The organism is Streptomyces lothianensis (assembly GCF_047779955.1).
Classification (GTDB): domain Bacteria; phylum Actinomycetota; class Actinomycetes; order Streptomycetales; family Streptomycetaceae; genus Streptomyces.
The window spans coordinates 293,630-307,731 of sequence record NZ_JBLMKT010000029.1; the positions used below are offsets into that span (position 1 = coordinate 293,630).

The 14,102-nt window shown below is 72.2% G+C and carries 12 protein-coding genes; all 12 read right to left on the reverse strand.

From position 1 onward, the window contains the following. Positions 1 to 30: 30 nt before the first annotated feature. The 12 genes from ACLF6P_RS10275 to ACLF6P_RS10330 all read right to left on the reverse strand — a co-directional run bounded on the left by ACLF6P_RS10275 (position 31) and on the right by ACLF6P_RS10330 (position 14,095). Positions 31 to 1,590 (reverse strand): ABC transporter ATP-binding protein, encoded by a 1,560-nt coding sequence (locus tag ACLF6P_RS10275; protein WP_415949655.1) that lies wholly within the window; start codon positions 1,588 to 1,590, stop codon positions 31 to 33. Beyond that, entirely contained in the window at positions 1,587 to 2,432 is an 846-nt protein-coding gene (locus tag ACLF6P_RS10280; RefSeq protein WP_415949656.1) for an ABC transporter permease, read from the reverse strand. The genes ACLF6P_RS10275 and ACLF6P_RS10280 overlap by 4 nt, the downstream gene beginning before the upstream one ends. Continuing rightward, positions 2,429 to 3,382 carry an ABC transporter permease gene (locus tag ACLF6P_RS10285; RefSeq protein ID WP_415949657.1) on the reverse strand — a complete coding sequence of 318 codons (954 nt, stop codon included), beginning with the start codon at positions 3,380 to 3,382 and terminating at the stop codon, positions 2,429 to 2,431. Before ACLF6P_RS10285 ends, ACLF6P_RS10280 begins: the two co-directional genes overlap by 4 nt. Next, positions 3,379 to 5,001 (reverse strand): ABC transporter substrate-binding protein, encoded by a 1,623-nt coding sequence (locus ACLF6P_RS10290; RefSeq protein WP_415949658.1) that lies wholly within the window; start codon positions 4,999 to 5,001, stop codon positions 3,379 to 3,381. The genes ACLF6P_RS10285 and ACLF6P_RS10290 overlap by 4 nt, the downstream gene beginning before the upstream one ends. Before the next feature lie 66 nt (positions 5,002 to 5,067). Then, positions 5,068 to 5,865: a class I SAM-dependent DNA methyltransferase gene (locus ACLF6P_RS10295; RefSeq protein ID WP_415949659.1), complete on the reverse strand. Its 798-nt coding sequence runs from the start codon at positions 5,863 to 5,865 to the stop codon at positions 5,068 to 5,070. Positions 5,866 to 5,876: 11 nt separating this feature from the next. After that, complete coding sequence (locus tag ACLF6P_RS10300; RefSeq protein ID WP_415949660.1) at positions 5,877 to 7,136, reverse strand: MFS transporter; 1,260 nt, start codon at positions 7,134 to 7,136, stop codon at positions 5,877 to 5,879. After that, a complete protein-coding gene (locus ACLF6P_RS10305; protein ID WP_415949661.1) occupies positions 7,133 to 8,188 on the reverse strand; it encodes a mandelate racemase/muconate lactonizing enzyme family protein in 1,056 nt (351 codons plus the stop codon). Before ACLF6P_RS10305 ends, ACLF6P_RS10300 begins: the two co-directional genes overlap by 4 nt. Further along, complete coding sequence (locus ACLF6P_RS10310; protein ID WP_415949662.1) at positions 8,185 to 9,267, reverse strand: PLP-dependent cysteine synthase family protein; 1,083 nt, start codon at positions 9,265 to 9,267, stop codon at positions 8,185 to 8,187. Before ACLF6P_RS10310 ends, ACLF6P_RS10305 begins: the two co-directional genes overlap by 4 nt. After that, positions 9,264 to 10,112 carry a Rossmann-like domain-containing protein gene (locus ACLF6P_RS10315; protein WP_415949663.1) on the reverse strand — a complete coding sequence of 283 codons (849 nt, stop codon included), beginning with the start codon at positions 10,110 to 10,112 and terminating at the stop codon, positions 9,264 to 9,266. The genes ACLF6P_RS10310 and ACLF6P_RS10315 overlap by 4 nt, the downstream gene beginning before the upstream one ends. Then, on the reverse strand, positions 10,109 to 11,365 hold the full coding sequence (locus ACLF6P_RS10320; RefSeq protein ID WP_415949664.1) for an ATP-grasp domain-containing protein: 1,257 nt from the start codon (positions 11,363 to 11,365) through the stop codon (positions 10,109 to 10,111). Before ACLF6P_RS10320 ends, ACLF6P_RS10315 begins: the two co-directional genes overlap by 4 nt. A gap of 234 nt (positions 11,366 to 11,599) precedes the next feature. Then, the gene (locus ACLF6P_RS10325) at positions 11,600 to 12,901 is read right to left on the reverse strand and encodes a helix-turn-helix domain-containing protein (RefSeq protein WP_415949665.1); all 1,302 of its coding nucleotides are present in this window, start codon (positions 12,899 to 12,901) and stop codon (positions 11,600 to 11,602) included. 15 nt (positions 12,902 to 12,916) lie between these two features. Then, entirely contained in the window at positions 12,917 to 14,095 is a 1,179-nt protein-coding gene (locus ACLF6P_RS10330; protein ID WP_415949666.1) for a PucR family transcriptional regulator, read from the reverse strand. Positions 14,096 to 14,102 lie beyond the last annotated feature (7 nt).

Consider the following 14,102-nt stretch of genomic DNA (forward strand, 5'->3'; position numbering starts at 1 on the left):
CGGCCCGGGGCGGCCGGCCGAGGGTGCCGCTCAGCCCACGGGCCGGGCGCCCTCCTTCCTCCCGCCCCGAGGCCCCCCTCGCGCGCTTTCCACCAGCGCGACGGTGAGGGGGTGCTTCGGGGCGGTGAGAACCTGCTCCGACGCACCGTCCTCGACGATGCGACCGGCGTCCACCACGGCGATCCTCGTGGCCAGGGCAGCCGCATCGAGGTCGTGGGTGACGAGGACCAGGGACAGATCTCGCCGCTCCCGCATCAGTCCGCCGAGCAGGTCGAGCATGCCTGCCCGGGTGACCGCGTCGAGCCCGGAGGTGATCTCGTCACAGATCAGCACGCGGGGTCGGGCGAGCAAGGCGCGGGCGAGGGCGGCCCGCTGCACTTCGCCGCCCGACAGCCGTGCGGGCCTGCGCCGGACGGTCTCCTCCGTCAGGCCGAGGGCGCCGGCGGTCCTCACCGCCTCGGCCAGCGCACCGGCCCCGGTCAGCCCTCGCAGCCGAACCGCGGTGCGGGCCATCTGCGCGAGTACGGAACGGTGTTCGTCGAAGGAGGCCCTGGCGTCCTGGAAAACGTACTGCACAGCGGCCAGTTGCTCTCGCGTCCGGTCCCGCAGGCTCCGCGGGAGCGGCGTACCGTCGAGAAGCAGCTCGCCGTCGTGGTTCCGGTGGAGGCCGGCCAGGCAGCGGCCGAGCGTGGTCTTGCCACTGCCCGAACGGCCGAGGACCGCGAGGCACTCGCCTGTACGGAGGTGCAACCCGGCGGCGCGGAGCACCGTGCTGCGGCCGTGCCTGGCGGTGAGGCCGCGTACGTCCAGCACCGTCCTTCCCGCGCCGGTCCGCCACGCACGCTCCCCGGCCCTGGCCGCCGTCAGGAGTTCGGCCGTCCATGGATGGCGCGGTGCGAGCCACACCTGCTCGGCCGGACCCGACTCCACCACGTGCCCGTCCCGCATGACCAGGACCTCATCGGCGAGTGCACGGACGACGTCGAGGTCGTGGCTGAGCAGGACGACGGCGATGCCCTGCCCGGCGACGTGCGCCAGCTGCTCGACGATGCGCTGCTTGGTCAGCGCGTCCTGTCCCGTGGTCGGCTCGTCAGCGACCAGCACCCTGGCCCCGAACAGCAGTGCCTGTGCCAGGACGACGCGCTGCTGCTGGCCGCCGGAGAGCTGGTGCGGGTAGCGCGTCAACACCGCGGCCGGATCTTGGAGCTGGGCCAGGGACAGTGCCCGGAGTACGCCCTCCTCCACGGCGGCGCGCCGCTCACGTCGGGGCAGGTGCCGTACCTGTCCGGCGGCGATGTCCCGCAGGAGGGCGCCGACTCGGAGCGCGGGGTTGAGGACGGATCCCGGGTGCTGTGGCACGTAGCCCACCAGCCCCTCGGGTACGCGTACGTGGCCGGAGACCCGGGCTCCGGCCGGGTACGCGCCGAGCAGGGCGAGGCCGGTGGTCGTCTTGCCGCTGCCGGAGGCACCGACCAGCGCGGTGACGCTTCCGCGCCGGACCTGGAGGCTGACCGCCTCGACGATGGGTCTGCCGTTGATCTCGATGCACAGGTCCGCGATCTCGGCGACGATCTCCGTGCCCGTGTTCACGTCCGATTCTCCCTCTTCCCCGGACTCCCCGGACTCCCCGGACTCCCCGGGCTCCCCGGGCTCCCCGGGCTCTTCTCCATTGCGGCGTCGGCCAGAAGGTTGCCGCCCATGGTGAGGGCGACGATCAAAAGCGCGGGCACGACGACTGCCCACGGCTGGACGAACAGTCCGGCGCGGTTGCGGTCCACCATGACCGCCCAGTCGGCGGCGTCCGGTTCGACACCGACGCCGAGGAACGCCGCGGTGGCCACGAGATAGAGCACCCCGGTGAGCCGTACGCCCGCGTCGGCGGCCAGCGTCCGCGTGATGGACCTGCCGACATGGCCGACAGCCGTCCGCCACCAGGTCTCCCCCTGCATCCGCAGTGCCTCGGTGGCCGGACGGGATGCCACCTCGGCCGCACAGGCGCGCACGATACGGGCGGCGTCCGGGATGTTGACGAGCGCCACGAGCAGCGCGAGCCCCACCGTGCCCGGTGTGTAGACCGCGGCGACGAGCAGGATCATCAGCAGCGACGGTACGGCCAGCAACACGTCGAGTGGCCGCATCAGCAGTTCTTCCAGCCACGTACGGTGAGTCAGCGCGCTGATCAGGCCGAGCGGCAGCGCGGCCAGATAGGCGAGCCCGGTCGCCGCGAGCGCGATGACGACCACGGAGCGGCCGCCGAGCAGCACCTGCCGCCCGACGTCCCGGCCGACGAAGTCGGTACCCAGCCAATGCCCGCCGCCCAGGGTGAACGAGGCCGCGCGTTGTCCCGGATCGCCCGCGACCAGCGGCCCGAACAGGGCGAGCAGCAGGGGTACGCCGATGACGACGGTTCCGAGCGCGAAGCGGGTCCTCATGCCGCCACCTCCGCCCGGGGCGCGAAGCGCCGGGTGACCAGGTCGGCGCCGAAGTTGAGGACGACGGTGGTGACGCCGAAGACCACGGCGAGGCCCTGCACGACCGGGACATCGCGCTCGGCCACGGCGTTCATCAGAACGGTGCCGAGCCCCGGGATCACGTACAGCGCCTCGACGACGATGACGCCGCCGAGGAGCCAGTCGATGGTGCGGGCCAGCTGCTGGGCGGCGGGGGTGATGGCGTTGGGCAGGCAGTGTCCGTACCGGACGCGGGCGCCCGGAATGCCGTAGCGGCGGGCCTGGGCGGCGTACGGGGAGGCCAGCGCCTCGATCATGCCCGCACGCACCAGCCGGGAGAGGGAGCACACCGGACGGAACATCAGGATCAGTGTGGGGAGGACCAGCGCGGCCGGATGGGAGAGAAGCTCGCCGCCGTACCCGACCGCGGTCGGCGGCAGCCAGCCGAAGCGCAGGGCGAACACCGTGATCAGCAGCATCCCGAGCGCGAATTCGGGGACCGCGTACACGCCGAGGGTCACGGAGCTGACGAGTCGGTCGACCGGCCGGCCTTCGTGGCGGGCGGCGAGCACGCCGAGGCCGATCGCGACCGGGACGAGGAGCGCCACCGTGAGCCCGGCTAGCAGCAGCGTCGGTCCGAAGCCGTCGGCGATGTACGTCGTGACGGGCCGCCCCGAGGCAAGTGAGGTGCCGAAGTCGCCGCGCACGAGTCCGCCCGCCCAGTCGAGGAGGCGTTCGTGCGCGGGCCGGTCGAGGTCCATGGCCTCCCGGATGGCCGCGATCCGCTCCGGGTCCGGGTGGTCCCCGGCGAGTGCGACCGCGGCGTCGCCCGGCAGCGCCTCGGTGAGCGCGAAGACGAGCAGCACGACGGCCGCTGTCTGTGCCACACCGAGGAGCAGCCGCCGGACGACCCAGGAGCGGTGCCCTCTCATGCCAGCCAGACCTCGTCGAAACGCGCCCAGTCGAGCGAGTTGGCGGGCGCGTCGGACCGGACGCCTCGGACGTTGCGGGCGGTGCCGAGGATCCAGTCGGCGAAGCCCCAGATCAGGAATCCGCCCTCGGAGTGCAGACGGCGCTGCATGCGCCCGTAGACCGCGGTGCGCTCCGCCTTGTCCCGGGTGGACTGCGCCTGCTGGTACAGGGCGTCGAAGTCCTTGTGCTGCCACTTGGTGGCGTTGGTGGTCGAGTCGGTGAGCAGGCGCTGCGCGATGTGGGCCTCGATGGGCATGGCGCCGGAGCGGTAGGAGGCGATGGTGCCGGAGTCGAGGATGTCCTTCCAGTAGCTGTCCTTGCTGCCGGTCCTGATCTCGACGGTGACACCCGCCTTGGCCGCCTGGTCGCGGAAGATCGCGGCTGCCTCGGTGAACCCGGAGGCGACGGGTGAGGTGTCGAGGGTGACCTTCAGGTTCTCGGTCCCGGCCTGCTTGAGCAGCTCCCTGGCCCGGTCGAGGTCCTGTGCACGCTGCGGGAGGCTCTCCGCGTAGTACTCGTATCCCTTTCCGAACAGGTCGTTGCCGATCTCGCCCGCGCCGGACAGGGCTCCGTCGACCAGTTCCTGGCGGTCGGCGATCAGGAAGAACGCCTCCCGCACCCGCTTGTCGTCGAACGGCGCCCGGTCGGTCTTCATCGCGAAGCCCTGCATGGCGCTCTTGCGGAGGCGCACGATCTCGATTCGGCCCCTGCCCTCATGCGCGCGGGCCGTGGTGGGGCCGAGTTCGTGGGCGTATTCGACCTGGCCGCCGAGCAGGGCGTTGCCGCGTGCGGACTCCTCGTTGGCGACGAGGAACTGCAGTTCGTCCAGGTAGGGGGCACCTCCCCAGTAGTCGTCGTTGCGCTTGAAGACGGCCGAGGTGCCGGGTGTGAAGGAGACGAAGCGGAAAGGGCCGCTTCCGACCGGCTTGTGGTCGAAGTCCTGCTCACCCCGCGGCACGATGTAGGCGCCGAACGCGGCCAGCACGTTGGGGAATTCCGCGTACGGCCGCCGCAGGACGAACTCGATCGTACGTGCGTCCAGCGCCCTGCTCGCTTCGAGATCGATCGGCTCCAGGGAAGCCTTGGCGCGGAACGCCTTCTTCGGATCGGTGATGCGGCGATAGCTGTACAGGACGTCGTCGGCGGTGACCGGCTCGCCGTTGTGGAAGGCGGCCTGGCGCAGAGTGACCTTCCACCGGTCCAGGCGCGCGTTGGGCTCCCATCCGGAGGCGAGGCGTGGCACGGCGGACAGGTCATGACCGTGGTCGGCCAGCTTGTCGAAGAGGGCCTTCGCGCGAGCGGCGTCCGAGAAGAGGTTGGCCCGGTGCGGGTCGAGGGTCTCCGAGGCGCCACCGCCGGCGAACGCGGCACGGAGCCGTCCGCCGCGCTTGGGCCTCTCGCCGGCCTTGCCGGCCGGGTCGGCGGCGGGAGCGTTGCCGGTGCAGCCGGTGAGCGAGAGCGCACCGAGACCGGCCGCACCTCCGGTCAGGGCGAGGAACCCGCGGCGGTGGAGGCCGGGGAAGCGGGCAGGGGCGAGCGGCGGCTCAAGGGTGTTCAGCGGTGACTCAAGGGTGTTCATCGGCGTGGTCCTTGCTGCGCTGGTGCGCACGGTTGTCGGTGTGGAGCGGCAGATCGTCGAGTGAACTCAGTGGTGATGCGCCAGACGCGCGATGGCATGGAGCCGGTCGGCGCCGGCCGTCTCACCAGGCGGGTCGCCCTCGCGCCACGGGGGCGTGGTGCGGGGACCTGGTCCGTCGTGCAGTGCGAGCACGTCGAAGCCGTGAGCGGCCAGGAGGCCACGCAGTTCCTGGGGGAACAGCAGCCGCCATGCGGAGTGCTGCTCGACGGGTGCGCCCCCTTCGCCCACGGACCACACCCGGCTGCGGCGCAGGAGCTGCGCGGTCCTGTCGAGGCGCATGGTCGTGGTGGCGCGGTAGCTGATGCCGTCGGCCTCGAAGCCGCTCACCGAAGGGGTGTCGAGCAGTTCCGTACGGCCGAGGAAGAAGGCGCCGTTGCGCATCTCCGTGACCAGCAGGCCACCGGGCGTCAGGGAGCGGCGGCACGAGGACAGGAAGCCGTCGAGCTCGTCATTGGTGTGGCAGTAGAGCAGGGCGCTGTCCAGGCAAACCACCGCATCGAAGCTCCCGAGATCGAAGTCGCGCAGATCGGCCCGGACGTACTCGGGTCCTGGGTGGCGCTCACGGGCGTACGCCAGCATGGCCTCCGACAGGTCCGCGCCGGTGACCGTACGGCCGGTCGCATGCAGGTGGCCGGCGTCCCGGCCCGTGCCGCAGCCGATGTCGAGGACGCGGGGCCCCGGAGCCCCGTACCGCCGTAGACAGTCCTCGGCCCAGCGTCCGGCGAGCCGCCCGGGATCGGGGAAGCGGGCTTCGTACAGCGCGGGATGGTCGGTGAGCAGGTTTCTCGTGCGTCGTTGTGTCATTCCGTGTCTCCTCATGCCGCGAGCGGCGAGCGCTCGGCAGGGACGGGCAGGGCTCGGCGGCGGTGCAGCCAGGCGACAGCGGCGGCGGAGACGAGGCCGAAGCACAGGCAGCAGGCCCAGGGCAGCCACCGCAGTCGTGTGTCCTCGCCGACGTCCATGGCCCAGCCGACGAGCGCGTTCCCCACCGCGGCGGCAATGCCTGACACCATGTAGAACAGCCCGAAGCAGGTGCCGGTGAGCTCCGGTCGGGCGAAGCCGGGGGTCAGTTCCATCACGAACGGCTGGGCCATCATCACGCCCGTGTAGAGCAACAGGGCGCCTGCCAGCACGGGCAGAGCGCGCAGAGCCGCGTCGACTGGGCCGGCGGGGGCGGTCTCCGTCCCCGCCACCATGATCGGCGGCACGAAGGACAGCCCCATCAGCGCCAGTCCGGCACCGATCCACCGTGCCCTGCTGCCCCTGTGCTGCAGTGCGCGGGTGAGACGCAGCTGGAGCAGCAGGTTGCTCAGCGTGCCGACGAGGAAGATCAGACCGGCCGCACCGTCCCAGCCGGTGGCGCGCCTCGCGCCCTCGGGAAGCAGCAGGTACAGCTGGTTCTGCAGGGTGAAAAGCCCGACCATGGCCAGGGCGAAAGCCAGGAAGCGGCGGTTGCCGATCACCTCACGCCAGTCCGCGAGAAGGCTGTTGCCGGTCGGCGGGACCTGGCGGGCCGGAAGCACCATGGCCTGGGCGATGGTGAGGACGGCGAAGATCCCGGCCGCGGTGAGCGCCGACGCGCGGAAGTCGACGAGCAGCAGGGCGCTGCCGATCAGCGGACCGAGCAGCGCGCCCGTGGTGGCGAAGACGTGGAACAGCGCGAACGCCTCTGCCTTCCGCTGCCCCGCCTCCAGGGCGAGATACGCGCGCACGGCCGGGTTGAACAGTGCTCCGGCGAATCCGCTGAGCACGGAAGCGCCCAGTAGTACGGGCAGGCCGTCGCCCAGTGCGAACAAGGCGAAGCCGACGGTGCGAAGGGCGCACCCGGCGATGATGACGCCCCGTGCCCCGAGCCGGTCCGAAGCCGACCCGCCGATGAGGAACAGCCCCTGCTGGCTGAGGTTGCGGATCCCGAGCACGATGCCGACCACCACCGCCGACATCCCCAGGTCCTCGCTCATGTGCAGGGCGAGGTAGGGGACGAGCAGGTAGAACCCCGTGTTGACTCCGAGCTGGTTGACGAGGAGAAGCCGGATCGCGAGCGGGAACCGCCGCATCTCGTGCCATGTCTTCATGGCCGTGGCTCCTCGGTGCGGCGGCGCACCCCGAGGCCGGGCTTCCGTTCGGCGCGTACGGTGCCGTCGGTGCCGCCGATGCCGGTCCACGGGTCGTGGGCGAGCAGCAGATGCCCGTCGAGGTCGATCCACCGGGCGCGGTCCGCGAGATGGACGGCGGGGGCGATACCGAGCGTGCTGGCGGTCAGGCAGCCGAGCATCAGGTCCGTGCCGGTGCCTTCGATCAGTTCGGCGATGCGCAGCGCTGCGCCGACCCCGCCGCACTTGGCGAGCTTGACGTTGATGCCCTGTACGCGTCCCGCGAGGCGGCGGGCGTCCTCGAATCCGACCGCGTCCTCGTCGGCGATGAGCGGGAGCGGTGAGCGTGCGGCGAGCTTGGCCAGTCTCTCCGGGTCACCGGGTGCGAGGGGCTGTTCGACGGCCTCGACGCCGAGTCCGGCGAAGAGGGGCAGCAGCCGCTGCGCGGTGGTGAAATCCCAGGCTCCGTTGGGGTCGAGCAGCAGGCGCACGTGAGGGGCGGCCGCGCGTACGGCGCGTACCCGGTCGAGGTCGTCGGCCGGGTCCGGTGAGCCTGCCTTCACCTTGAGGACCGTGAAGCCGTGCCGGGCGAGGCGGCCTGCCTCCGCCGCAGCGACGTCCGGAGCCGTGATGCCGATGGTGCGGGCGGTGGCCGCGGATGTGGCTGTGGCCGAGCCGAGGAGCCGGTGCACCGGGAGGCCCGAGCGCTTGCCGATGAGGTCGAGCAGTGCGGACTCGACAGCGGCGGTCACGGCCGGTGGAACCCCGGCGCCAGGACGGTCCGGGTCCCCGAGGGCGTCGAGTGCGCTCTCGGGGTCGGCGAAGCCTGCCAGCCACTGCGAGTCCGCGTACAGCAGGTGCCCCAGGGTGTCGGCGTCGAGACCGTAGTACCCGCTGGTGACGGCCTCTCCGTAGCCGTGGAGGCCTTCGTGTTCGAGGTCAAGCCACACTGCCTCACGGGCAGCCATCGTGGCGCGGGATATCCGTAGTGGCCGGGTGAGTTGGAGGTCTACGGTCTGCTGGCTTGCCTTCACCGGTTCACTTTCGGGGTGTCGTCGAGGGGGTCGGTGACGGCCCGGCACCGGGTCCAGCCCGTCGCCTCCGCTGCCGCGGGATGCGGGATCTCCACCGGGCGGGTGGTGGTGGTCGCGAGGTCGAGCCGGTGGGCCGCCACGAAGCCGTCGTCGTACACGCTGCCGAGATAGCGGTGCGGCCCGTCGGGGAAGACGGTGGCGACCACCGCGCCGGGGTGGACGCGGGAGGCCCAGGCCGCGACGAGGGCCACGGCTCCGGTGCTCCAGCCACCGCTGACGAAGTTGCCGACGGCCAGACGCCGGCAGGCGTCCGCGGCCTCGGCGGGTCCGACCCAGTGGACCTCGTCGAAGGCTCCGTAGGCGACGTTGCGTGGATGAATGCTGCTCCCGAGGCCGCGCATCAGCCGGGTCCTGGCGGGCTGGCCGAAGATCGTCGACCCGGTGGCATCCACTCCGATGAGCCGGAGCCCGGGCCACCGCCTTCGCAGGGGGCCGATGATTCCGGAGCTGTGGCCTCCGGTGCCGACGCTGCACACCAGCACGTCGAGATGGTCGAGCTGGTCGGCGAGCTCGGCCGCGAGCGACTGGTAACCCCTGGTGTTGTCGGGGTTGTTGTACTGGTCGGGCCAGTACGCGTCCGGCAGCAGCTCAAGGAGCTCGCGCAGCCTTCCGAGCCGGGCGGCCTGCCAGCCACCCTCGGCAGCGGGTCGGTCGACCAGCTCGAGCCTGACTCCGTGGGCCTGCAGCAACTGCCGCATCGACGGCTCCAGTTCGATGTCGCCGACCAGCACGATCGGGTGCCCGAGTGCCTGTCCGGCGAAGGCAAGGCCCAGTCCGAGCGTGCCGGAGGTCGACTCCACCACCGGGGCGCCCGGGCGCAGTTCGCCGCGCTCCTCCGCGCCGAGCAGCATGGACACGGCGGCCCGTGACTTCATCCCACCCGCGCCGAGGCCTTCGAGCTTGGCCCAGAATCCGGGCTGTGGGCAGGGCAGGTCGACGGTGACGCGGGCGAGCGGGGTGCGGCCGAGCAGGCCGAGGAGTTCCCGGTTGCCGGGGTGGGTGAGAACGGCCGCGGTCACAGGGCGGCTCCGAGCTGAAGCCGCCCGTACCGGTGGATGACACCCGGGCCGCCGTCCAGCCAGAAGAAGGGGTACGGCTCCGCGCACACGGCGCTCACTCCGGAACCGATGAGACGCGGCAGCACCGCGCTGCCGGTCTGGGCGAACATCACCAGAGGCTTGCCGTGCCGCAGCGCATGCTCACGCAAGGCCTCGAAGCTGCCGTTGCCGAGCGTCATGCCGGACACGAGGAGGACATCGCAGCGGACCGCCTCGGCGAGAGCGTCGGTGTGGACCGGCTCGCCCCATTCGGTGGTACCGCCCTTGAGGTCGCAGGGTACGTATGTCAGGTCCCGCGCCCGCAGTGCCTCGAGGATCGAGTTCACCACTCCGACGACGAGCACCCTGGCCTGCGGCCCGGCGTCGATCAGCTCCACGACGGCTCGCGCCCGCGCGCGGGACTTGGCCAGGGAGGGGCCGGCGGGCAGGGGGCAGGTCTGCGCTCCGTTGACCGGGGCGTGCGGCAGGATGTGCATCAGGTACGCGTCCAGGGCGGCCACCCGCACGGCCGGCAGGTGGTGCCGGAGGAGCCGGGCGACATCGGCCCCGACGCAGTCCTCCACGGCCTCGTCGGGCAGTGTGCCCGGCTCGACGGCGCAGGAGCCCACGGCTTCGGCCACGCGCAGACTCAGTACCTCGTTGCGGTAGCCGCCGCTGCGTCCGGCATGCCGCACCGCCTGCCGAGTGGTGAACGCCACCGCGACCCGCAGCTCGTGCGGGTCCGGCCCCATGTCCCCGGCGAGAACACGCCGGACAAGCTCACCGTACGAAGCAGCCGTGGCCCGCATACCGGTGACGGCGGTCATCGGCGCACCACCCGGGGGCTGAGCTCGGCCAGCAGAGCTTCGACACGGCCGCGGGCGCCGAGGCCCTCCGCGTCGCCGGCCATGACGTGGCCCAGGTAGTCGTTGTTGCTGTCGGCCGCCTTCGCCGCCCTGCCCGGCTCGGCGAGCTGGAGCTCCAGCAACCCGGCTGCCTCGCGCAACTTCTCGACGCCGTCGACCGCCTCCAGCACTCCCTCACGGTCCGACATCAAAAAGCCGATGGCGGCGCTGTGCAGACCGGTGTCCCGGCGCGTCAGGTCGGGGGTGCGTCCGAGGGCCACGTCGATACAAGCGGCGGCGAGGTCGATCCCGGTCACGTGCCGTACGAGTTCGGTGATGCGGTTCCCCGCCGGCCGGGGGTTGACCTCGATCACACGCGGCCCGTCGGCGGTCAGCTTGATCTCCGTGTGCGCCACGACTGCGTCGAGGCCGAGTGCCTTCAGGGCGCTCAGGGCCGTCTCCGCGGCCGCCTCGGAGTCGGCCGGCGAGAGTTCGGCCGGATGCATATGGCCGGTCTCCACGAACGCCGGCGCTCCCGCGACGCTCTTGTCGGTCACGCCCACCACGTGTGCGGTGCCGTTGTACGACACGGTCTCCACGCTGACCTCGGGCCCCTCGAGCAGCTCTTCGAGCAGTACGGCGGCGGCGCGGCGCTGCCCACGGGCATTGACCGGGAAGGCGTCGACCGCGCGGAAGGCATGTGCCAGCGCGGACTCGTCGTCGACGCGCCGTACGAACATCCCTGCGCACAGGTCCACCGGCTTGAGCACCAGGGGGTAGCCGATCCCGCGGGCGGCGCGGGCAGCCTCGGACCGGTCCGCGCACACGGCGAAGCGGGGCCCCGGAAGGCCGGCCTCGGCGAGGGCCCGGCGGGTCGCGTCCTTGCGGCATGCCGAGTCGACCGCCTCCGGAGTGGGGCCGGGCAGGCCCAGCCGCCCGGCGATCCGCGCGGCCGCGGGGAGGTAGTAGTCGCAGGAGGTGATCACTCCGTCGAAGTGCAGCACCTCATGGGCCCGCAGCGCGAAGGCCGCCAGAGTCTCGGCGTCGTTGGTGTCGGCGGTCAGCACATTGCGGGCGCCGAGAAGTGGGTGGGCGGTGCCCTCGGGGGCCACACGGAGGTAGTGGTGCAGATCGCGGGTGAGGAAGGTGAATTCATGGCCCCCCTCCAGGATCGCCCGGGGGAACAGTCTGCTCATCGACCCGACCCAGCTCTCCACCATCAACAAGTGAGCCACGACATCTCCCCTTCACCGCGCGGTTGTGGCCATTCGGCACACCAACAGGGCCCCCGGGCATGCCGGGTTGGCCAAGGGAGAACTTATCGATAATCGTTTTCATTGTCATCTAGCGGGTCGTCGGTTCTCGGTATCCGAGACTTGAGATCCCCATGCCGTCAGCCACCACTCAGGGCGTATGCCGGTCGGCGCGCTGTGTGTGCCGCGCGTATGCCGGTCGGCGTCCTTCGAACCTCACAAGTCCCCGAGGCGAGGCTCCAGCGCCCGGAGCGCCAGTTCGATGGCGAAGCGGCGGTCGGGGTCGGTCAGCCGGCCCCCGCAGGCCTTCTCCAGGTTGCGCACCCGGTAGCGCACGGTCTGCGGATGCAGATGCAGCAGCTCGGCCATCCTGAGGGTCGCGCCCCGGGTGTCCAGCCAGGCCCGCAGGGTTTCGGTCATGCTGCGGCGCTGCATCGGCGTGAGGGCGTCGAGGAAGGCGAGCTGGCGTCGCACGAGGGTGTCCGCGAGTTCGGGGTCGGCGAACAGGCACAGGGTGACCAGGTGTTCCTCGCAGTCGATGAGCGGCCCGGCATCGATGACCCCGGCCTCCGCGAGCCGCAGCCCGCGTCGCGCCCAGCGCAGCGACCGGGCCGCTTCCTCCAGGGCGACGGGCGGGCCGACCGCGGCCCGGACGGTGCCGAGGGCGGCGCGCCAGCGGGCCCGGCGGGCGGCGTCGACGGGGGCGGGGCAGAGCGCGTACGGCTGCGGGTCCTCGAAGTCGACCAGCATGTCGGGCTCGACCGCGCCACGGGCGGGAGGCCGGCCACGGGCGTAGGCGATGAGCGCGACCTGGTCGGGGATCGGCCATCGCGCCCGCTCGGCGAGTTCGGTGAGCACCGTGCGCGGGCTCGGGGCATCGGCCCGCATCACTTCGGCGAGCAGACGCCGTCGGCTCTCCTGATCTCCGGGCGTCTGCGCCCGGGCAGCCCGATGGCCTTCGCGGGCGATCTCCACCAGCTCGTCGATATAGGCGAAGAGCTGGTCGGCGAAGGCGATCACGAGGCTGCCGGAGATGCTGCGGCGCCGCGCGACACCACGGCCGCGGTGCAGCGCCAGACGCACTCCGATACGCAGGGCGGTCTGCATCGTGTCCAGGCCGCGCCCCTGCTCCGCCTCGTGGCGCCCCAGGCACCGGAAGAGTTCGTCCCGCCGCTCGGTCGAGCACCGCGGGTCGCCGACCCGCTCGACGAAGGTGCCGAGCGCCTGTTCCACGATGAGCCGGACCGATGCTCCGGTCGGCTCGTCGGCAGGCTCCGCGTACTCCGGGATGGCGCGGCGGATCTCCGCGCTGACCTCCTGGACGAGGCCGGGGAGCTCGGGGCGCATGACGGCCGCGAACTCCGGCGGCAGGTTCCCGCAGGGGTGGCCGCTCTCCGCCGCGGGCATCGTGGCGGTCGCTGTCGGGCGGCCGCCCGGCACCGCGGGCGGGCCGGCGGTGCCCGACCACCCGGGACGGTGGGCGGCACCGGCGGCGTACTCAATCGGCTGCTGCGTCATGTTCGGCGCCCCGCGCTAGGGCCGGCTGCTGTGCAGCGCACGGACGGCGGTATACAGCAGGGCCGTGTCGGCCGGGTTGTCCAGCGACTTCCCGGTCAGTTCCGCGACACGGTTCAGACGGTTGCGGACGGTGTTGCGGTGGCAGTAGAGACGCGATGTCACCTCGGCGATCGAGCCCCCGGCCTCCAGCCACGTACGCAATGCCTCCAGGAGCAGGTCGCGTTGCGGGTGGCCGAGTACGGGGCCGAGGACGGCGGTGACCGCACGGCCGGCGATGCCGGGGCTGGCGGCGGCCAGTGCGGCAATGGGATCGTCGTCCACGGTCACGGCCCTCCGGGCGCCACGCGGCAGTGATGCCCGCGCCAAGGTGGCCAGGTGCAGCGCCCCCGCGGTATCGCGCAGCGCCGGGTACGAGGGGCTGACGCCGACCCGGCCCCGGGCCGCCGCGTCCAGGGCCGCGACGGCCCGCGTGGCGCCCTCCCCTCCGGGCACCGCCACGAGTCCGACGAGGCCGTCGGGGCGGTGACGCCACACCGCGTCGAACACCGCGAGCCGCAGCGCGGGTTCCAGCCCGTCCGCACCGACCGGGTCCGCCACGACACAGACGTACGGTCCGGGGTCGGGCAGGCCGAGGGAGCGGGCGGCGCCGCCGAGGGCGGACCAGTCCCCGAAGCGGCCGTCGAGCAGGGCGTCCAGGAGCACCGTGCGGCGGCGCTCGTCGTGCTGGGTGAGCTCGCCCAGGGCCTCGCGGTACGACTCGCTCACCACCCTGTGCATCTCGTCGGCCGTGCGCCACAGGATGTGCAGGGCGTCCGAAACCTCCGCGACACCGGCCCCGCGGCACTGCGCCTGATCGAGGGTCCGGCGCCACAGGGCCTGCTGCCCGATGCGGTACGCGTGCAGCACGGGCACCAGCGGCACGCCCTGCCCGGCCCTGCGGCGCGCGGTCTCCCGGCAGTTCACGTGCTCCGCGCGCCGCCCGCCGGCGATGCCCTCCAACTGCTCGTGCACATTGCGGCCGACGAAGTCGTGGACGTCCCTGTGTTCGGCCCGGCCCATCCCTCCGTAGGCGGGCTCGTTGACGGTGATCGCGGTGAAGACCTCGTCGGCGAACTCGTCCGCCTTCGCGAGCAGTTCACCCGCGCATCCCGAGAGCAGCGGGGAGGAAACCGGAAGTGCAGCGGTCTGTGGCATGGCGTCA